This is a genomic window from Aliiruegeria sabulilitoris, assembly GCF_001558155.1.
GTDB lineage: Bacteria > Pseudomonadota > Alphaproteobacteria > Rhodobacterales > Rhodobacteraceae > Tropicimonas > Tropicimonas sabulilitoris.
This window is the reverse complement of the sequence record NZ_LOAS01000001.1, coordinates 326125-345943: the sequence shown is the minus strand read 5'-3', so window position 1 is coordinate 345943 and position 19819 is coordinate 326125. Positions and strand designations below refer to the sequence as shown.

The window sequence follows — 19819 nt, the reverse complement described above, 5'->3', positions numbered from 1 at the left end:
TCCCCGCGGAAGGCAAGACACGCCTCGGTCAGCTTACCGGGCCATTTGCCGCGGAACGGCCCCGGGTCCACGGTTCGGCCCCGGGAGTATCGACATAGATGCGGTAGATCGAGGTTGTGGCGGTGATGAACATGCGATGCCCATCCGCACCTCCGAAGCAGATATTGGCGACCGTTTCCGGCACAAGGATCTTGCCAAGCAAAGCCCCGTCGGGCGCGAAGCAATGCACGCCGTCCTTGGCCGAGGACCACAGGTTTCCGGCCATGTCGCAGCGCATCCCGTCGGGAAGGCCCTTGTCGATCGTGGCGAAGACGCCTTCATCCGTGAGTTTTCCGCCATCGACACCGAAGACGCGGATCTCCGAGGGCACGTCGGCCCTGTGGCTGGAACCGCTCTCGGCAATGAAAAGCTTGGTTTCGTCGGGCGAGAAGCAGAGACCGTTCGGTTGCACGAAGTCGGACACGACGGCGGTCAGCTCCCCTTCGGGCGAGATACGGTAGACGTTCTGGCTCGGCTGTTCCTGCGCGCGGCGGTAACCTTCGAAATTGCCAATGATGCCGTAGGTCGGATCGGTGAACCAGATCGCGCCATCGGAGCTGACAACGACATCGTTGGGAGAGTTGAGCGGCTTGCCCTGGTAGCTGTCGGCCAGCACCGTCAGCGTACCATCATACTCTGTCCGCACGACATCCCGGTAGCCATGGCGACAGCCGATCAGCCGCCCTTGGCGGTCGCGCGTATTGCCGTTGTTGAACTCGGTATTGGCACGGAACTGCGTCAACTCACGGGTCATCTCGTTCCAGCACATGATGCGGCGGTTCGGGATGTCGGAAAAGAGCAGGCTGTTCCACTCTCCGAACCAGACCGGACCCTCGGCCCAGATGAAACCGCTCGCCAGATGCTCGAGATGGGACATCGGGTGCACCAGCTCTCGAAAGCGGTCGTCGTGGATCTGGAGATGCGGGGGGTAGACCGTCACTGTTTGGACCTCCTGGTGCTGGCGGCAATCACGATGGCGATAATGATGGTGCCGGTCAGGACCATGCGCACGCCGGCCCCGGTGCCGTAACTGTTGAGCATCGAAACCACAAGGAACATGAAGAGCGCCGCACCCCAGACGCCGGGCACGTTGGAATCGCCGCCGGCAACGGAGCAACCGCCGATCACGACGACCGCGATGGACATTAGCAGGTATTCGGCCCCCATGTTAAGCGCGGCGCCGCCGGAGAAACTGGCCAGCAGGAAACCCGCGAGCGAGGCAAACAGCGCGACGGTGATATAGGTCGTCGCCCGGACGGCCTCGACCGGCACGCCAGCCAGTCGGGCAGCGCGGAGGTTCTGGCCCGTTGCGAGCAGCCAGCGCCCCCATGTCATCCGTTCCAGGAGGATCCAGAGGAGGATAGCGAGCGCAAGGGCGATCCACGCGACATTCGGGATGTGGAGAAAGCGTCCGGTCGAGAAATCGGCCAACCCCTCGGGCGGCTTGATCCGCAATCCGCGGTTCGACCAGATGGCGATGGACTGGTAAATCAGCGAGGCGGCCAGCGTCGCGATGATCGGCGGCAGTCGCAGCAGGAATATCAGCGCGTAATTGGCCAGACCGACGCCGAGGCCGGTGGCGAGTGCGATGAAGAGCCCATAGAACGCGGTGCCAGGTTCCGTTCCCATTGCACGCAAGGCGAGCGTTGCGGCCAGAGTCATCGTTGCCGGTACCGACAGGTCGATATTTCCGGGGCCGAGGGTGATGACGAGCATCTGTCCTAGCCCGACAATGGCCGCGAAGGCGCCGAAGCTGAGGGCGGCATAGGCAAGCTCGCCCGCGCCACGACCCGAGGTCAGCCAGAGCGTAGCCGAGAAGGCTAGGGCTGCGGCCGTCCAGGACCAGATCCAGGGCCGGGAGGTGAGGGCAGCGAACGAAAAGCCGCTTTTTCGGGATGCAGATTGCGCGCTCATGTGGCGGCTCCTTTCCGGCTGAAGATCAGCCGCGCGGTCAGCACGAGGATCAGGATGGCGCCTTGCGAGCCAATCTGCCAGTCCGGCGAAAGCCGCAGGAAGCTGAGGAAGGAGGCGGCCAGCGTCAGTGTCAGCGCACCGATCACGGCACCTACGGGAGAAACTTTGCCGCCGATGAACTCACCACCTCCCAGGATCACGCCGGCGATGGAAAGCAAAGTGTAGCGCAGCGCGATATTGGCGTCCGCCGCGGTGGTCAGGCCCACCAGCGCCATGCCGGCCAGCACGCCGAACAGCCCGGCCAGCCCATAGGCGCAGGCCTTGAGCCGGGTGAGAGAGAGGCCGGCGCGGGTAATGGCGCGTGCATTGCCGCCGACACCCCGCAGCACGGTCCCGAAGCCGGAGCGCATAATCAGGAAATGGGTGACGATGGCGATCAGAATCGAGGCCACGACGGCCATCGGCATGAACGGCGGTTTGACTGTCATCAGGGTCCGTAGCCAGCCCGGAGAGGCGCCACCCGGCGACGGCAGTATGAAGAGCGCCAACCCGCCCCACACGAAGGACATACCCAGCGTGACCACGATGGCCGGAAGTTCCAGCGCGTCGATCACGGCACCCATCGCCGCATAGGCAAGGATCAGCGCCATCAGCATCAGGATTCCGATCATCGGGCTGTCATTGAGATAGGTCGCGGTGATGCAGGCCACGAGGCTGACAAAGGCGCCGACCGAGAGGTCGATATCGTTGACCATGAGGATCATCATCTGCGCGATGGTCGCCAGCGCGATCGGAACCGCGAGGTTGAACAGCAGGTTGAGCCCGAAATAGCTCATCGCACGTGGCTGCATGTAGAAGGTCGCCGCGAGCAGCACGGCGAGCGAGATCACCGGCAGCAGGATGCGGTATTTGGAAAAGAAGCTCATGACGCCTCCTGCATGTGGAAGGACGCTTCGAGGATGCGTTCCTCGGTGATGTTCGGTGGGGTCAGTTCGGCGCTGATCTCGCCATTGCGGAAGACGAAGACCCGGTCGCACTGGCAGACCTCTTCGGTCTCGGTCGAGTACCACAGGAAGGTACGGCCGTTCGAGGCCTCCTCCCGCAGCATGGCATAGACATCCTGCTTTGTGCCGACATCGACGCCGCGCATCGGGTCGTCCATGATCACCACCGGCGCGTTCGAGGCCAGCGCGCGGGCGAATAGCACCTTCTGCTGGTTGCCGCCCGACAGGGACAGAACCGGGTTCTCGACATCGTCGGTGCGAATGCCGATCCGGCGCTTCCATTCCTCGGACTTCGCGCGTTCGGCCTTGCGGTCGATCCACCCCCAGGCATCGAGCTGGCGCAGGAGGGAGATCGACATGTTGAAGAGGATCGACCAGAGCGGCAGGATTCCGTCGCGTGGCCGGTCGCCGGCAACGAAGACGCATTTCGGGCGATGCCCGGCGCGCCAGTTGGAACTGCTGGAGAGGTAGAGCTTTGCCAGCGCTGCAGCCTGGCCATGGCCGGCCAGGCCCGACAGACCGACGATCTCGCCCTTGCGCGCGGTCAGGCCCTGCTCGGTTTGGATAACGATCTCACCGGTGTGGCGTTGCGCGGTCGCGGCGGCCTCTGTGCCCTCGGCGGCGACGTGGCCCATCGCTTCGACCAGACCCCGCCGAGTGAACTCGGCCGTGGGACGTTCGGCAACGATGCCGCCATCCTTGAGAACGATAATGCGCGAGGCGACCTCGAAGACTTCACCCAGCATGTGCGAGATGAAGATTACCGCGCCGCCGTCGGCACAGAATTTCTTGATATGAGCCAGGAGCTGCTCCGCGATCCCGGCATCGAGCGAAGAGGTCGGCTCATCGAGAATGACCAGGCGCGCTTTCGAGCCGCGCGGGGCAAAGCCGATGGCGATTTCCACCATCTGCCGCTCGGCGATGGGCAGGGAGTCGATCTCGGAACTGGGGTCTATTCCATGGCCGGGAAAGATCTGGTCGAGGCTCTTGGTGATGATGTCGCCAGCGGTCCGGCGCCAGTTGGCCCCCTTCAGGTCGCGTTGCGAAATCCGGAGGTTCTCGGCCACGGTCAGGTTGGGGCAGAGCGACAATTCCTGGAAAACCGAGCGGACGCCCGCACCGGCGGCATCAGTGGCCCCCGGAAAAACGATCTCGCCCGAGCTTGGAGCGAGTCCGCCATTGATGAGATAGACCAGCGTGGATTTTCCGGCCCCGTTATGCCCGACGAGCCCGAGGCAATCCCCGGGCCGGACGGACAAGCTTACCCCGTCGAGTGCGCGTACCGGACCAAAATGCTTGGCGGCGTCGGTCAGCGATACGATGGGGGCGCCTACTTGCTCGCTCATGCGCGCCTCGTGTTCCAGAAAGGGGCGCAGGCCGGTTTCCCGGCCCGCGCTGGGGAGGATCCTAGGTCATTTCGCCGAAGCGATGACTTCCTTGGCGTCTTCCATGCCGTAGCTCACATTGGCGACGGAGCCGGCCGGCGTGGTGGCAAGCGCTTCTTCCAGCGTGTCCTGCGTGACAGTCAGGAACGGAACGGTCAGGTCCTTCGGCACCTCTTCGCCGCTCAGGATCTGCTGTGCGACCCAGAAGGCGAGCGAGGCGACGCCGGGTGCGATGGAGAGCGACATCGTCTCGTAACCGGATTCGGCATAGGAATCCGCCCACCATTTCAGCTCGTCCTGACGGTTGCCGAGCACGATCAACGGCATGTCACGGCCAGCGGCCTTGAAGGCCTGCGCGGCGCCATAGCCATCACCGCCCTGGGTGACCACGCCGACGATTTCCGGAAGCGAGGGCAGGATACCTGCGACGGCCTTCTGCGCCACGTCCTGCGCCCAGTCGCCATGCACGGAGCCGACGATCTTGAACTGGTCATGCTTGGCCACACCGTCGTGAATCCCCGCGCTGATCTCGTCATCGACGAAAACACCGGCGAGGCCACGGATCTCGAGCAGATTGCCACCATCGGGGATGCGCGTGGCAAGGTAATCCACCTGCTCGCGACCCATCTGCTGGAAGTCCACCGCGATCCGCCAGGCGCAGGGCTCGGTCACGACGCCGTCGAAGCTGACAACGGTGATACCCGCGTCACAGGCTTCCTTGACCGCACCGTTGAGCGCCGTCGGCGAGGCCGAGTTCATGACGATCGCGTCATAGCCTTGCAGGATCATGTTCTGGATCTGCGCGGCCTGCTCGGTGGCCTGGTTCTCGGATGTGGTATAGGCGTCGGCCGCAGCCACAACACCGTCTGCCACCGCCTTGGTCGCGACGCCTTCCCAGCTTTGCAGCATCGCCTGGCGCCAGGAATTACCGGCATAGTTGTTCGACAATGCGATGCGCTTGCCGGAGGTGTCCTCCGCCTGTGCGGCACCTGCTACCAGGGCGAGCGCAGCCACCCCAAGAAGAAACTTGGTCATCGTGATTTCCTCCCTGCACGCATTTGGGCGTGCATTTGTTCCTTGGCACGCCAACTGCGTGCACTCTGTGAACTCCGGCGCTCCTCAACGCCGCGCCCGCCGACAATTCAGCCGATCAGGTGGCGACGATGGTAAATGGGACAGGCCGACTGTAAAGGAACCGCCCCGCACAAAATTTGCGGGTTCCCGCAATATGACTGCGGGCAGTGGTGTTTTCTTTCCCGGATTTGTCGTGCACTCTTTCGGGTACACGCAAGATTGGCCGGCTGAACCCGGGAGGAGATGATGGCCACCAAGCACAAGCCGCTGATCGCGGACGACGTGTTCCTCCGTATCGCGGCGCATCTGGCAGAAGGAACGGATATCACCTCTGCGCTAGAGGCCGTTGCCGACGAGATCGCGGAGGTTATCCCCTTCACCCATACCGACATCTGTCTGCATGATCGTCCGGGATGGGTGGCGAGCTACGAGGTTGGCATCCGCACCCGCTGGTCACGCGAACATACACGGCTGAATTTCTCGCCGGTTCGGGATCTGCTGTTGAATGACTGCGAATACATGCTGACGGCGGACGCAACGCGGGACCCACGCTATACCTTTGCCGGGGCAACCTCGGCGCCGATCTTCAATCACAAGCTACGCAGCCGGGTGAACGTGCCGCTGAAGGTGATGGGTCGCCATATCGGGACGCTGAACATCTCTCATTCCACCCCGGGTCTCTACGATATCGAAACAGTCGGACTCGCCCAGCACGTGGCCGATATCCTCGCGCCATCCTTCCACGCCATGCATACCGCCCAGAGGGCGAAGCAGGCGGCCCGTGCCGGCGAAGCGGCGCAGGCGCGCGAGGAAGGGTTGCGGCGCGGGGCGCTGGAACTGACGCAGGCGCTGGAGCAGGAGCGGCAACGGATCGGCATGGATCTGCATGACCAGACGCTGGCCGATCTGACCCGACTTCTGCGCGAGGTCACGGGAGAGGAGGCGTTGAATCGAGACGCGCTCGCTGCCTGGATCGGCGAGACGATTGGCGATCTGCGCCGGATCATCGACACGGCCGTGCCAACCTTGCTGGAACTGTTCGGATTTACACATGCGGTGCATGTCCAGCTTGAGCGTGCGGTGGGTGGGGCGCCGGTGGAAATCGCGGTCGAGGACAGCACGGATGGCGCACCGGACCGGCTCGATCCAACGGTTCGGATCTCGCTGTTCCGCATTGCCCAGGAGGCGATCAACAACGCAGCGGCGCATTCCGGCGCCGGGCACATCACCGTTCGTATCGACCGCGATGCGCCCGGGTTGCTGACGGTGACAATCCGCGACGATGGCTGCGGCATCCCTGCCGATCCCGAACGCCAGTCGGGCATTGCTCATATCCGGACCCGTGCGCGGCTGATCGCGGCCGATCTGGCCATCTCGGGTACGGAGGGCACGACGGTTCGTGTTTCCCTGGAGGAAAAACAATGAAGGTCCTGATCGTCGAGGACGACCAGTTTCATGCGTCCTATCTCGAAGATGCGCTGGTCGAGGCGCTTCCGGAAGTCACCCAGATATTTCACGCGGTGAATGGCGAGGAGGGTGAAAAGCAGGCCCGCTCGGCGCGAATCGAGGCGGTGGTGATGGACCTTCAGATGGAACACCGCAACGGGATCGAGGCCGCGCGCACGATCTGGTCGGAGCGTCCGCACACACGGATTCTGTTCTGGTCGAACTACGCGGACGAGGCTTACCTGCGTGGCATTTCCACGACGGTGCCCGAAGACAGCGCCTATGGCTACGTTCTCAAGACAGCCTCCCGCGACCGGTTGAAGCTGGCGCTGCGGGCGGTTCTGGTCGAAGGCCAGATCATGGTCGACCGCGAGATCCACCGCCTGCAACGTCGAGCAAGTTCGCCGCGCAACGCGCTTCAGGACAGCGAATACGAGATCCTGCTGGATCTCGCGATCGGTCTGCAGGACAAGCTGATCGCCGAACGGCGCGGCATGTCGCTGCGCACGGTGCAAAACAGGCTGCTGTCCCTCTATGACAAGCTCGGGGTCGATACCGTCACGGACGAGGGCTTGCAATTGAACAAGCGTGTGCGGGCGCTGAACCGGGCGCTCGTGACCCGCACGATCAATATCGACTCACTGGATACCGCGCAGCGAGATTTCGAACGCTGGCTAGCGCGGCGCGGGTAAATCGACCGGATAGGATTTTTCCGAGCCGTTTTCGAAGACTGGGGGGCGCTGATGGCCGCCATTGGTTGTTCGAACCATTGGTGGCCGCTCGGGATACTCCTCGTCAGAAGATGTCTATAGCTTTCCAGCGACTTCTTTTGACACAAAAAATTCCCGCCGGAGGCACGATCCACAGGATCGCAATCGTGTGCGGCATTTTCCGTAAAGCGGACCGGCAAGATTCCTGCCGATCCGCAAACTTGCAGACAAAGACCGTAGCTCTGCAACTATTCCGCAGTGCGGAAGAAGCGTGCCATCTCGATGAACTGGTAGTCGAGCATGCTGCCGCCCTGCAGGGTTCTGTGTCCGCGGGCTTCGGCCTCCTTCAGAAGGCGGGTCACCGGGGGAACTTGCACGACTTCGGCAACGACAGTGTCGCCTTCCAGAAGGTCGGGATCGATCGGCATCGGGTCGTCCTCATGCATGCCAAGCGGGGTGGCATTGACCACCACGTCGTAGCCGGCCGGGTTCGGGCCAGGACCTTCGACCGAGATCGGCAGGTCGGGCACTGCGCCGCGCAAGCGTCCGGCGAGCGCCTCTGCGCGTGCGCCGTCGAGGTCGCTGATGGTCAGGCGGCTGATCTCGGACTGCGCGAGCGTTGCGGCGATGGCCGAGCCGGCGCCGCCGGTGCCAACCACCAGGAAGGACTTGCCCTTGGGCGAAAAGATCTGGTCGGCCAGGCCGTTCACGAAACCCATGCCGTCGAGGTTGTTGCCGGTCCAGCTTCCGTCCTCTTCCGGGCGGATGATGTTCGTGGCTCCAGCCAGCGCAGCCGTCGGCAGCACCTTGTCGACGAGGTCCATGAAGGTGACCTTGTGCGGGATGGTAATGACCATGCCACCGAAATTCGACAGCGCCTTGAAGCCTTCCATCGCCTTGGCAGCGTTTCCGGGTTTCACATGGACGGGAATGAAGACCGCATCCATGCCTTCCTTCTCGAAATACTCGTTGAACAGGAACTGAACGCGCACGTGGTCGATGGGGTGGGCCACGACACCGAAGACTTTCGTCGTGCCGCTGATGACAGGTTTCATTGCCATTGTCCTAGCTATTGTCTGGTTGTCAGGTGGTGACGTTCGCCGGTGCGTCCCGCCATCTCGCGGGAGATCGATCCGGCCGGGTGCTCCGGCGAACGCTTTCCGCTTATTTGCGGATCTCGACCTTGGCGAGTTTCTCGTAATGCTTGGCCACCGCGCAGTGATCGCTGGCGCCTTCGCCGTCGAGTTTCAGCGCCTGCATGACTTCCATGATACCGGCGGTGAGTGGGACCGAGACGTTCAGATCATGCGCGGTATCGAGCGCGTTCTGCAGATCCTTGATATGCAGCTCGATGCGGAATCCGGGGTTGAAATTGCCCTCCAGGATCATCGGGATCTTGGCGTTCATCACCGTGGAGCCCGCGAGCCCACCCTTGATCGCGTCGAACACGGCCTCGGGGTTCACGCCGGCTTTGGTCGAAAGGGTGAAGGCTTCGGAGACCGCCGCGATGTTCAGCGCGACGATGATCTGGTTGGCCAGCTTGGTGACGTTGCCGGCGCCGATATCGCCGACGCGGACGACGGAGCCCGCCATCACGTCGAGCACATCCTTGACCTTGCCGAAGGCGGCTTCGTCACCGCCCACCATGACTGCGAGCGTGCCGTCGATGGCCTTGGGCTCGCCGCCGGAGACCGGCGCGTCGAGCATCACGACGCCCTTTTCGGCGGCCGCGGTGCACAGCTCCTGCGAGGCGGCCGGGGCGATCGAGCTCATGTCGACCAGGATCGTGCCTGGCTTGGCGCCGTCCAGAACGCCGTCTTCGCCCATGACCACTTCCCGCACATGCGGCGAGTTCGGCAGCATGGTGATGATGAGGTCGGCCTTTGAAGCCACGTCCTTGCTGGAGCTGCCAGCTTCGGCGCCGAGCGCGACGAGGTCGTCCATGGGGGCGAACTTGTCGAATACGACCAGCGAATAGCCCGCGTTGATGAGGTTCTTGGCCATGGGGCGGCCCATGATGCCGAGACCGATGAATCCGATTTTCATGTCTATCTCCAGAGTCCTTGTGTTTCGACCCGCGATGCCGGGAAGGTGGCCCCGGTCTCGCGTTCAGGCGTTGCCTTGCTCAGGCTTTGAAGCGTTCCAGCCAGCCGAAGCCCTGATCGGGCACGTATTCGCACCCGATCCAGCCATCATATCCAAGCTCGTCGATATAAGGCAGCAGGAAGTCGTAGTTGATCTCCCCCGTGCCCGGCTCGTGACGTCCCGGATTTTCGGCCAGTTGGATGTGGCCGATCCGGGCAAGGTTGGCCTTGATCGTGTTGGCCAGTTCCCCCTCCATCCGCTGCATGTGGTAGATATCGTATTGATACAGCAGGTTGTCGGAGCCGACCTTGTCCAGGACCGCGAGCGTCTGCGCGGTGTTGGACAGGAAGAAACCGGGGATGTCGAAAGTGTTGATCGCCTCGGCAACCAGCAGGATGCCGGCCTTCTTCAACTCGGCGGCGGCGAAGCGGAGGTTCTCGACCAGCACTTCCTCGGCCTTCTCCGGGTCCACTCCTTCTGGAAGCTTGCCGGACAGGCAGTTCACCTTCGGGCAGGAGAGCGCGGTGGCATAGGCGACGGCCTTGCCGACGCCGTCCTGGAACTCCCCCACGCGGTCCGGGTGGCAGGCGATGCCGCGCTCGCCCCCGGCCCAGTCGCCGGCCGGCAGGTTATGGAGGGCCTGGTTCAGGTCGTTGGCCTTGAGAAGATCGGCAAGCTGGTCGGCCTCGTAGGCATATGGAAAGAGGAACTCCACCCCCTTGAAGCCGACATCGGCCGCCGCCTTGAACTTGTCGAGAAAGCCCATCTCCGGGAAGAGCATGGACAGGTTGGCTGCAAGTTTTACCATGTCTGCGCCCTCACGCTTTCGTTTCCGCCAGCCGCGCTTCGACAGCGGCGGCAACGGCTTTGGGTGTAATACCGAAATGTTCCATCAGCTCATCCGGCATGCCGGCCGCGCCGAAGCCGTCGAGGCCGATGATGAGCCCGTCCGGACCCACGTATTTCTCCCAGCCATAGACGGTCGCGGCCTCCACGGAGACGCGCAGTGTGTCCGTTCCGAGCACAGAGGCGCGGTACGCTGCATCCTGTTGGTCGAAGAGGCTGAGGCAGGGCATGGAGACCACACGGGTCGGCACGCCTTTCGCTTCAAGCAGCTTCTGTGCGCCGAGCGCGACGGAGACTTCCGAGCCAGTAGACAGCAGCGTCACCTTGGCCTTGGACGATGCCTCCGTGAAGACATAGGCGCCACGACGGCAGAGATTTTCTTCCGAATAGCCCGAACGCACCGCCGGAACTTTCTCGCGGGTCAAGATCATGGCAACCGGCATGTCCTCGGCTTCCAGCGCCAGCTCCCAGCATTCGGCCACCTCGGCGGCATCGGCGGGACGCAGCGACAGCATGTTGGGCGTTGCCCGGAAGGTCGCGAAATGCTCGACCGGCTGGTGGGTCGGGCCGTCCGGGCCTTGCGTGATCGTGTCATGCGTCATGATGTAGAGCACTTTCTGCTCCATCAGCGCCGAGAGACGGATCGCGGGGCGGCAGTAATCCGAGAAGCACATGAAGGTGGCGCAATAGGGCAGGAAGCCCTTGTGTAGCGCGATCCCGTTGGTGATCGCCGCCATCGCATGTTCGCGGATACCGAAATGGATGTAGCGGCCGGCGAAATTGTCCCGCGAGATCGAGTCCACCTCGTCGGGGCGGCTCAGGTTGGACGGTGTCAGGTCCGCCGAGCCACCGATCATGGTCGGGATGGCCGGGATCAGTTTGCTCATCACCTTCTGGGAAGATTGCCGGGTCGGTTCGTCTCTGGGAGCCTCGGCGACCTCCCGCTTCACCGCGTCGATGATATCATGCCAACCCTCGGGCAACTCGCCGGCGATGGCCGCAAGCAGCTCCTTGCGCGTGCCGGTATCGGCTGCGTCCAGACGGGCCTGCCAGGCAGCCTGATCCACCGCACCGCGCGCACCGGCGGCACGCCAGTCGGCAAGGATGTCTTCGGGGACCTCGAAGGGGGCATAGTCCCACTCATAGGAAGCACGGGCTGCAGTGGCTTCGGCGTCGGTCGGCGGCTGACCGTGAGCGGCAGCGGTGCCTTCCTTGACCGGCATGCCGAGGCCGATGGTTGTCTTGCAGGCGATGATGCTGGGCGTGTTCGTCGTTTTGGCCTTGGCGATGGCCGCGGCAACGGCTTCGGGATCGTGCCCATCAACCGCTTGCCAGTCCCAACCGGCGGCTTCGAACCGCAGCTTCTGGTTCTCGGAGGTGGCCAGGCTGGTCGGCCCGTCGATGGAGATTCCGTTGTCGTCGAACAGCACGATCAGCTTGTCGAGGCCCCAATGCCCGGCCAGTGCGGTCGCCTCGTAGGAGATACCCTCCATTAGGCATCCATCGCCGACCAGCGCGTAGGTATAGTGATCGACCAGATCGGAACCATAACGCTCGCGCATCATGCGCTCGGCCAGCGCCATGCCGACGGCCATACCGACCCCTTGCCCGAGCGGACCGGTGGTGGCCTCGACGCCAATGTCCAGATCGACTTCGGGGTGGCCCATCGCCCGGCTGCCAAGGCGCCGGAAGGTCTTGATGTCGTCCAGCGTCATCGCCTCGTAGCCGGTCAGGTAGCCCAGCGAATACATCAACATGGAGCCGTGGCCAGCCGAGAGGACGAAACGGTCACGGTCGGCCCAGTCGGGTTTCTTTGGGTCGAATTTCAGGAATTGCGTGAACAGGACGGTCGCCATGTCTGCCGCGCCGAGCGGCAGGCCCGGGTGACCTGTCTGGATCTTGTTGATCGCATCGACCGAAAGCGCCCGGATCGCGTTCGCCATCCGCTTGGTGCGTGGCCCGGTCAGGGCTTGGGGTGAAGATGAAACGTCCATCATTGCCTCGCTTTCCATCTCTGAGAGACAGGTGTCAGAGGAGCCGGCGCGCAGCCCTGCTCCCGGAATTCGTATTTTTGCCGTCGGTTGTCTGGATTCGGTGGGAATCAAATGCCCGGAATGGCGGAGCGCCCGACGTGCGGGCGGCAGAAAACTCCGCTGCGCCATGCATGGCGCTCGGTGAAAAGGTGCATTGTTTCATGACCTTCCTCCCACTTCCCGGCTTTTCGCCTTGTCCGGTGGCCGTTCCGGCAGAGGCAACAGGTCGCTACCGGAGCCGGTTGCGCCGTCCGCCGCATGTAAGGTACGGTATACAGAGTCGCAGATTTTCGCAATGCGACAATCGGGGGCGCGTGTATTCACGGCCATGTTGGGTCAGGTCGAATGTCAGGATGGATCGGGTCGATGCGCGGACCAAGCGCGGCGCTGTGGAAGGGGATTGAAGGACCTGTATCGTGACCGTATTTAGGCTGGGGACTATTTGTCGCGGCAGTCTGGCCAACCGGGCGATCGTGTCTCAACGAAGCTGGAGATCAAATTGATCAATCTTTCTCTGACACGCCCGAACACGCTGGTACATGCTGTGACGGAACGCCTGCGAGAGGCGATCGTGACGGCCGAACTCAAGCTCGGCGAGGCCCTCTCCGAAGAGAAACTGGCCAGTGCTTTCGGTGTGAGCCGCACCCCCGTGCGCGAAGCGCTCAACCTGCTCCAGTTGCAGGGGTTGATCGAGATCGCTCCGCAACGCGGCAGCTTCGTGTTCCGCCCGACAATGGAGGATATCGCCCATCTGTGCGATTTCCGCATCGCGATGGAGCTTACGGTCATACCGCTATGTGCCGAGCACGATCATGCGTCCACCAATGCAGCCCTGCTTGAATGCCTTGAAGAAATGGAGAAGGCCTTCGCGAAAGATGACGGCTTTGGCTATGCCACGCTCGATGACGCCTTGCATCAGCTGTTCTTCAGCCACTGCGGGAACCCGTATTTTCAGGATGCGTACGGTCTTATCGCCGGACGGATCTCGGCGCTTCGCAACAACCTGACGATCGACTACCAAGCGGACCGCGCGGTTTCCATGGAGGAGCACCGCCAGATCGTGAAGATGTTCTCCGAGACGGAACTCGACGATATCGAAACGGTGTTGAAAGCCCATATCGGCCGCACGCGTGAGAACTTCCTTGAGGCAATGGAAAACGGCGTGTTTTGATCCGCCGGATCCGAAATGCAGCGACGTTGACATCCTGAACCCGAATGATTACCCGAATTTATGGGTTTGGTATAATGGATTCCATTTGGTCGTGCGGTTCTCGAAACGCCGGCATGTCCTGAACCATGAGTGGGAATCCGACAAACCGACATTTCCTGCAAACGGTTCCGAGCTGGAGCCGTTTCCAAGCTCCTACGAGGGTTCATCATGCTCAAAGGCAAGCACCTGATCGCCGGCGAATGGGTCGGCGGCACCACATCGTTTGAAAACATGCCCGTCGAGGGGGCGCCTGACAGTTTTGCAAAGGGCGAGCCGGAGCATGTCGATGCCGCCGCGCGTGCCGCCGAAGCGGCGTTCTGGTCCTACGGTTTCAGTGAGCGCAGCACCCGCGCGGCCTTCCTGCGCAAGATCGCGGAAGAGATCGACGCCCGCGGCGCCGAGATCACGGCGATGGGCATGAAGGAAACCGGCCTGCCCGAGGCACGGCTGAATGGCGAGCGCGGGCGCACCGTCGGCCAGCTTCGCCTTTTTGCCGAACACATCGAGGCTGGGGACTACCTCGACCGGCGGCATGACGAGGCCCTGCCGGATCGTGCTCCGCTGCCCCGGCCTGACCTGAAAATGGTTCAGCGCCCCATCGGCCCGGTGGCCGTCTTCGGCGCGTCGAACTTCCCGTTGGCTTTCTCAACGGCGGGCGGCGATACGGCGGCGGCGCTTGCGGCCGGTTGTCCGGTCGTGGTCAAGGGGCACTCGGCCCACCCCGGCGTGTCGGATATCGTCGCCCAGGCGGTCGATGCGGCGGTCAAGGCCTGCGACCTGCATCCCGGTGTCTTCAGCCAGATCCAGGGCGGCAACCGCGCCGTCGGAACCGCCCTTGTCCAGCATCCGTTCATCAAGGCCGTGGGCTTCACCGGCTCGCTCGCGGGCGGGCGCGCCATGTTCGACCTCTGCGCGGCGCGGCCCGAGCCGATCCCGTTCTTCGGCGAGCTTGGCTCCGTGAACCCGATGTTCGTGCTTGAAAGCGCGGCGGCAAACCGGGGCAAGGAAATCGCCACCGGCTGGGCCGGGTCGTTGACCATGGGAGCCGGCCAGTTCTGCACCAATCCCGGCGTTGCGCTTCTGCTGGCGGGGCCGGATGCGGATGCCTTCGAGGCCGCTGCCAAGGATGCGCTGGCCGAGATCGGCGGCCAGACAATGCTGACCGATGGCATCGCCGGATCGTACCATTCCGGAGCGGAGCGGATGACCGAATCCGGGAGCGTGCGTTCCGTTCTGAAAACCGAATGCACAGGCCGGACCGCCACTCCCTTCCTGTTCTCGACGAAAGCGAAGGATTTCCTCGCCAATCATGATCTGGCCGAAGAAGTCTTCGGGCCGCTCGGCCTGATCGTGATCGCAAAGGATGCGGAAGAGCGCCTTGAAGTTGCCCGCTCGATTGTTGGCCAGTTGACCTGCACGATCCACATGGACGATGCCGACCTGCTGGCGGCGCAGCAGCTCATGCCGATCCTCGAACGCAAGGCTGGCCGTTTGCTGATCAACGGTTTCCCGACCGGCGTCGAGGTTTCGGACACGATGGTGCATGGCGGGCCTTACCCGGCCTCCACGAATTTCGGCGCAACCTCCGTGGGAACGCTCTCCATCCGCCGCTTCCTGCGCCCGGTCTGCTACCAAAGTTTCCCGGACAGCCTCCTGCCCAGCGATCTGGCTTGAGCGCAACCAGACATGCAGAAATCGGCCGCGGTGCTCCAATAGGGCCGCGGCCGTTCTTTCACATCTAGGTCTAATACAACGACTAACCGCAGACCGAGCCACCAGAGTTCGCCATTGCCTTGAGTGCCGGAAAAACGGCCTGGGTATTTGAGTTGCTTGAGAAAAGGTGGTGCCGCTGAAGGGACTCGAACCCCCGACCCCATCATTACGAATGACGTGCTCTACCAGCTGAGCTACAGCGGCGACCTTTTCGGCGGCGGAGCTGTATCAGATCCGCCATCCAGCGCATTGTGCCAGGATCAACCCCGTCACATTGGCTTTTCAAAGCCGTTTCCAGCTTCGATCTCAGGCCCAATAATCCGTCGAACCGGCAAGGTCAATCGCGGAATTAGCAGCTTTCCGCAGGAATTTCCGAAGATGCCGGCAGGGTCCGGAGCCGGAGCCTGAGAAACGCTCCGGGAAGCTCGAAGGCTTCCCGAGACGCAAATTGACCCCTACTTTTTCTCGACTTCCGTGGCTTCGATCGTAACGGTGTCGCCCTGTGCCTCCGTCGCGATTTCGGCCTCGGTAGCGGTGCTTTCTTCGGCGTCCGCCACGTCTTCGGCGGCGGCGTCCACCTCCGGTGTCTCGGGGGCTACCGGCTCCGGCGTCTTGCCGACGACGAGCGGGAGCATTTCGCTACCCGTGGGCATCGCCAGCTCCGATTTGGCCAGCTCACGCCAGCTCAGCGTATCGAAGCCGCCGCAATTGGAGCAAACCGGCGTCCAGGTGGGTTCGGTATTCTGGCAGCTCTCGCAGACCCATTGCGGTCCGCGCGGCGCGGTCACGGCCTTGGCCAGCCAGCCGCGCACAACCGCGTCGTCTTCGCCTTCGCCGCGTTCGATCGCGGCCATGATCGACAGAGAGCGGGCCGTTGGATCGGTCGTCGGCAGATCGCCGAGGGAACGACGCGCGGCCGGGAAATCTTCGGCGCCGATGTTGAGTTCTGCCAGAAGCATCTTGGTTTCGGGATGATCCGGCTTAATCTTGGTCAACTCGCCGAACCGCTTCAGACGTGCCTTCGGATCCTCGTCTGGTGCGATCTCGGCAAAGGCAACGGCCAGTTCCGGATGCGGTTGCGACTCCCACGTCTTCTTGAGCACGCGGGCGGCCAGGCGCGGCTTGCCCTTCTCGATGTAGCTGCGTGCGGCCATGATCGAGGCAGGCACCAGATCGGGCGAAAGCTTGTTGGCCTCGATGGCCGCTTCCCGCGCCTCGATGGACTTGCCGGAATCGAGCACGTCCTTGGCCTCCGAAAGCGCCAGAACGGCGTCGCGGCGGCGATGGACATCGCGGGGCAGGGTGCCCGTGCGCAGCTTGGTGCCAAGCGTCTTGCGGGCGCCGCGCCAGTCGTGGTGCTCGGCCTGAAGCTTCAGCAGCGTGTCCTGCACTTCCTCATGCTTGGGCTTGAGCGCATAAGCCTTCTCGGCAAGCTTGAGCGCCGTGTCGGTGTCGCCCTCTGCCAGCTTCTGCTTCATGATGCCCCGGATGCCGACAAAGCGCGTCTTGTCGTCTTTCAGCAACTTCTTGTAGGCATCCTCGGCAAGCTTCTGGTCACCGATCATCTCGGCCGCCTGGGCGGTGATCACGCTGGTCACTTCCGGCGCTTCCAGCAGTTTCTCGGCCTTGGAGACCTTGGTCAGCGCCTGCCGGCCTTCGCCGCTTGCCAGCGCCATCAAAGCCTCGTTCATGGCCCGGTATCCGCGACGTTCCCGGTTCCGGTCGAAATAGCGCGAAAGCGCGGTTTCGTCCCCAAGCAGGAACTTGAGGAATGCATAGAGCAGGCTCAGCAGTTTGAAGGCGACATACAGGATGCCGACCACGGCAAGGGCTACCAGCACCGCCTGAAGTGGGCCAAGCTCGACCTCCTTGTAACCGCTGATCGCGATCACCACGGAGGGGCCATTTTCCATCACGTAGCCGGCGCCCACGGTCAGGGCCGCGACCACCGCGACAAACAACAGAATCTTTATCAGAGACCAAAGCATCACGGGTGTCCTCAGTTGGTGGCCAGGCTGGCGGCGAGTTCATTTGCGGCGGCAAGCGCCTCGGCCCGGGCAGCGGCGAGTGCCATCCAGTCGGCCATGATCTGTTGGCCACCTTCGGGCAGCGCTGACAATTCGGCAATGGCATCCGTGAGGCGCGCTTCGGCAACAGCGGCTTCGGCCCTACTCAGGACCGCGTCGGGATCATCGCCATCCGATGGCACAAGCGAACGCACGCCGAGTTGGTTCTGAAGCCAGGTCGATGCGCGCGCACCCGGTGTTTCCGGCGTTGTCTCGCTCCGGGAAACGGAAAGCGCCTGCCGTGCGGCAACCGTGTAGGCTTTCTGCAATTCGGAAAGGGTCGTGACGCCATCGGCAGCCGCCGCTTCCAACACTGCGGGAATCTCGATCCCGTCCAGCATTGGCAGGGTGCCGGCAAATGAGCTGCCATTTTCCAGTGCGGCCTGGATATCGACCAACGCCTGCGCCTGGGCAGCGCGAAGAGCCTTTTCCCGTGCCGCCTCTTCGGTGGCGGTGGCGTCGGCGATGGCTTCGCTGGAGGCATCGAGCGCTTCGCGCACGGCCTCGTCGGCTGCGGCCGCGGCGGATTTCACCAACGCGTCTGCGGCAGCCATCTGGGCGGTGACCGTCTCGCGTAGTTGCGCAAGTTCGCGGCCATAGGCTTCAACGGCTGCAATCGAGGCCGGATCGGGTGAATCGTCCAGCGGACGCTTCTCCAGAACCCCCATCCGATCCGCCAATGCGCCGATCTGCGATGTCACGTTGCTCAAGGCTTCTCCGCTCGCGATTCCGGCGGCCAATTCGTCAAGGGCAGCTTTAACTTCCTGCGACTCGTCCTTCACAGTGGCGAGCGCGCTGGAAGACGCGGTCTCTGCGAGCTTCCCCTCCAGCATGTCGATTTCCGCCTGCAGCGCGGTGATGGTTGCGCCCTGGCTCTGCAATGCCGCCTTAACTTCGGGATTGGCCGGCATGAACTTCGCGGGCACGACATAGGGTGCGGCAAAAAGCAGGCCAACCGCCGCGAGAGCGCCGCCGAAGAAGCCGGGAACAATAGCGCCCCTGCGTTCCACGACCACGGTTTCCTTTTCGATGGTATGCGGCACCTCCGTTATCGGCGGTTCCGGCTCGGTCGACTTGGCGGCCGCTTCCTCGGTGTCAGCGGGCGTTTCGACATGTTCGACACCGTCCATGGTTTCGAGATCGGTGACATCCTGCGGATCCTCGGGTTCCGCCAACTCCTCGGCTTCCATCCCGTCGGTATCGGGTTCGGCTTGCGCCTCGGCCTCGAAGTCATCGGTCGGAGCAGGCTCACCTTCAGAAACCTCTTCGATGGCTTCCTCGATGATCTCCACGTCTTCGATCGCGTCGGAGTCCTCTAACGGCGTTTCCTCGGAAACAACGTCTTCTGAATCCTGCGCTTCGTCTTTGGTCTGCGCATCTTCTACGATGTTTTCGTCGGGCCGTTCCGTTTCCTCGGACGCCGCATCGGACTTTTTCGTATCAACCACTGAAAATTACCCCCCGAATCTCGGCAATGTGCCTGACGGTTATCAGGCATGAACTTAGCTTGGCGCGCCCCCTGCCTCAAGCGGAGGGGTCTGCGTCAAACAGACTGCCCATCGCGGACAGGATGCCAGAGGCATCCGGCGAGGCGGCAATCAGAACACGTTCACCCGGCCGCGCTACCCATGCCTTGGCCGTGGCCTCACTGATTGCCACAACGTGAACATGTGCGCTTCGCTGTTCCGCAGCCTGGGAAAGCAGGTTGGCGGAGCGCGGCGAAAAGACGGGAGCAATGATATCTACGTTTTTTTTCAGAATGTTGAGAACATCTGGTCGCAGTGTAAGCGCTCGCTGATCATAGGCAACCAGCGTTCGAGATGTCCGTCCGGCTTCCCGCAATGTCTCGGCCAGGTTTCCGCGCCTGTGCTGCCCCGTGACGTGAACGATCGCGATGCCTGCCGCTTCTTCGATGAGCGCCGTGGTCAAAGATGCCACCGTGGGCCGTGTCATTCTGACAGAATAACCCTCTGCGCGGGCCATTTCGGCCGTTCTGGCGCCAACGCACCAGGCTGGTCGGCCTCTCGCTTTCTGCTGCTGCGACAAGGCGCGGACGCCATTTTCCGAAGTAAAGGCGATCTCTTCGTGCAGCCTGGGTGGAGACGCGATTTCCACAGGGACGATTTCGAAAAGTGGCGCAATGACGGTTCTCGCGAATTTCCCGATGGTCTCTTCGACCTGCCGGGAGAAACGCCGACAGGCCGCTTCCGGCCGCGTCAACAGGAGGGTCGTGTTGCGAAGGTTCACTTTGCTGGCCATTCCAACTATCTGGACAGAACATTCCTAACCGTCGG

At 62.8% G+C, this 19819-nt stretch carries 16 protein-coding genes and 1 tRNA gene; 4 read left to right on the top strand and 13 right to left on the bottom strand.

All coding sequences use genetic code 11. The features are described 5' to 3' along the window. Positions 1-28 precede the first annotated feature (28 nt). The 5 genes from AX756_RS01575 to AX756_RS01555 all read right to left on the bottom strand — a co-directional run bounded on the left by AX756_RS01575 (position 29) and on the right by AX756_RS01555 (position 5377). The gene (locus tag AX756_RS01575; protein ID WP_068307727.1) at positions 29-979 is read right to left on the bottom strand and encodes an SMP-30/gluconolactonase/LRE family protein; all 951 of its coding nucleotides are present in this window, start codon (positions 977-979) and stop codon (positions 29-31) included. Then, positions 976-1953, bottom strand: coding sequence for an ABC transporter permease (locus AX756_RS01570; protein ID WP_068307725.1), 978 nt, complete (start codon positions 1951-1953; stop codon positions 976-978). Before AX756_RS01570 ends, AX756_RS01575 begins: the two co-directional genes overlap by 4 nt. Then, a complete protein-coding gene (locus tag AX756_RS01565; RefSeq protein ID WP_068307723.1) occupies positions 1950-2879 on the bottom strand; it encodes an ABC transporter permease in 930 nt (309 codons plus the stop codon). Before AX756_RS01565 ends, AX756_RS01570 begins: the two co-directional genes overlap by 4 nt. Beyond that, positions 2876-4303 (bottom strand): sugar ABC transporter ATP-binding protein, encoded by a 1428-nt coding sequence (locus AX756_RS01560; protein ID WP_068307721.1) that lies wholly within the window; start codon positions 4301-4303, stop codon positions 2876-2878. Before AX756_RS01560 ends, AX756_RS01565 begins: the two co-directional genes overlap by 4 nt. A gap of 66 nt (positions 4304-4369) precedes the next feature. After that, positions 4370-5377 carry an ABC transporter substrate-binding protein gene (locus tag AX756_RS01555; protein ID WP_082738872.1) on the bottom strand — a complete coding sequence of 336 codons (1008 nt, stop codon included), beginning with the start codon at positions 5375-5377 and terminating at the stop codon, positions 4370-4372. Positions 5378-5662: 285 nt separating this feature from the next. Between AX756_RS01555 and AX756_RS01550 the strand changes: the two genes are divergently transcribed. Next, complete coding sequence (locus AX756_RS01550; protein ID WP_068307715.1) at positions 5663-6841, top strand: GAF domain-containing sensor histidine kinase; 1179 nt, start codon at positions 5663-5665, stop codon at positions 6839-6841. Then, a complete protein-coding gene (locus AX756_RS01545) occupies positions 6838-7554 on the top strand; it encodes a response regulator transcription factor (protein ID WP_068307713.1) in 717 nt (238 codons plus the stop codon). Before AX756_RS01550 ends, AX756_RS01545 begins: the two co-directional genes overlap by 4 nt. 266 nt (positions 7555-7820) lie before the next feature. Here AX756_RS01545 and AX756_RS01540 read toward each other — a convergent pair whose 3' ends face one another. The 4 genes from AX756_RS01540 to tkt form a co-directional block, all read right to left on the bottom strand. Continuing rightward, positions 7821-8627 (bottom strand): shikimate dehydrogenase family protein, encoded by an 807-nt coding sequence (locus AX756_RS01540; protein WP_068307712.1) that lies wholly within the window; start codon positions 8625-8627, stop codon positions 7821-7823. 109 nt (positions 8628-8736) lie between these two features. Next, positions 8737-9618 carry a 2-hydroxy-3-oxopropionate reductase gene (gene garR / locus AX756_RS01535; protein WP_156461355.1) on the bottom strand — a complete coding sequence of 294 codons (882 nt, stop codon included), beginning with the start codon at positions 9616-9618 and terminating at the stop codon, positions 8737-8739. Between the two features lie 79 nt (positions 9619-9697). Further along, positions 9698-10465, bottom strand: coding sequence for a hydroxypyruvate isomerase (gene hyi, locus AX756_RS01530; protein ID WP_068307710.1), 768 nt, complete (start codon positions 10463-10465; stop codon positions 9698-9700). A 10-nt stretch (positions 10466-10475) separates the two neighbouring features. After that, entirely contained in the window at positions 10476-12500 is a 2025-nt protein-coding gene (gene tkt, locus AX756_RS01525) for a transketolase (RefSeq protein ID WP_231700956.1), read from the bottom strand. A gap of 535 nt (positions 12501-13035) precedes the next feature. Between tkt and AX756_RS01520 the strand changes: the two genes are divergently transcribed. Together AX756_RS01520 and AX756_RS01515 are read left to right on the top strand one after the other, a co-directional pair. Further along, entirely contained in the window at positions 13036-13707 is a 672-nt protein-coding gene (locus tag AX756_RS01520) for a GntR family transcriptional regulator (protein WP_068307708.1), read from the top strand. Positions 13708-13914: 207 nt separating this feature from the next. Further along, positions 13915-15420: an aldehyde dehydrogenase (NADP(+)) gene (locus AX756_RS01515; RefSeq protein ID WP_068307706.1), complete on the top strand. Its 1506-nt coding sequence runs from the start codon at positions 13915-13917 to the stop codon at positions 15418-15420. A 167-nt stretch (positions 15421-15587) separates the two neighbouring features. Here the strand turns inward: AX756_RS01515 and AX756_RS01510 are convergent. The 4 genes from AX756_RS01510 to AX756_RS26760 all read right to left on the bottom strand — a co-directional run bounded on the left by AX756_RS01510 (position 15588) and on the right by AX756_RS26760 (position 19784). After that, positions 15588-15663: transfer RNA gene (locus tag AX756_RS01510), tRNA-Thr, on the bottom strand. A gap of 251 nt (positions 15664-15914) precedes the next feature. Beyond that, on the bottom strand, positions 15915-17447 hold the full coding sequence (locus AX756_RS01505) for a heme biosynthesis protein HemY (RefSeq protein ID WP_068307705.1): 1533 nt from the start codon (positions 17445-17447) through the stop codon (positions 15915-15917). 11 nt (positions 17448-17458) lie between these two features. Further along, positions 17459-18973 carry an ICP22 family protein gene (locus tag AX756_RS01500; RefSeq protein WP_068307704.1) on the bottom strand — a complete coding sequence of 505 codons (1515 nt, stop codon included), beginning with the start codon at positions 18971-18973 and terminating at the stop codon, positions 17459-17461. A gap of 76 nt (positions 18974-19049) precedes the next feature. Further along, positions 19050-19784: a uroporphyrinogen-III synthase gene (locus tag AX756_RS26760; RefSeq protein ID WP_068307703.1), complete on the bottom strand. Its 735-nt coding sequence runs from the start codon at positions 19782-19784 to the stop codon at positions 19050-19052. Positions 19785-19819: the final 35 nt, after the last annotated feature.